This is a genomic window from Comamonas sp. F1-6, assembly GCF_039581415.1.
GTDB classification, from domain to species: Bacteria; Pseudomonadota; Gammaproteobacteria; order Burkholderiales; family Burkholderiaceae_C; genus Comamonas; species Comamonas thiooxydans.
Genome location: NZ_JBCPWN010000086.1, coordinates 1 through 202, shown reverse-complemented (window position 1 = coordinate 202; position 202 = coordinate 1). Strand labels below are relative to the sequence as shown.

Genomic DNA, 202 nt, shown 5'->3' with positions numbered 1-202 from the left:
TGGCGGAGTGGACGGGACTCGAACCCGCGACCCCCGGCGTGACAGGCCGGTATTCTAACCAACTGAACTACCACTCCTGGCAGGAAGCTTTGCTACATATTATATAGCTACAAGCGCTTCAAACTTGGCGACCCTACGGGGATTCGAACCCCGGTACTCACCGTGAAAGGGTGATGTCCTAGGCCTCTAGACGATAGGGTCA

The 202-nt window shown here is 55.9% G+C and carries 2 tRNA genes; both read right to left on the bottom strand.

Features of this window, described 5'->3' with window-relative positions:
* Positions 1 to 77: transfer RNA gene (locus AAIL66_RS24405), tRNA-Asp, on the bottom strand.
* A 48-nt stretch (positions 78 to 125) separates the two neighbouring features.
* A tRNA-Glu gene (locus AAIL66_RS24400) sits at positions 126 to 201 on the bottom strand.
* Position 202 lies beyond the last annotated feature (1 nt).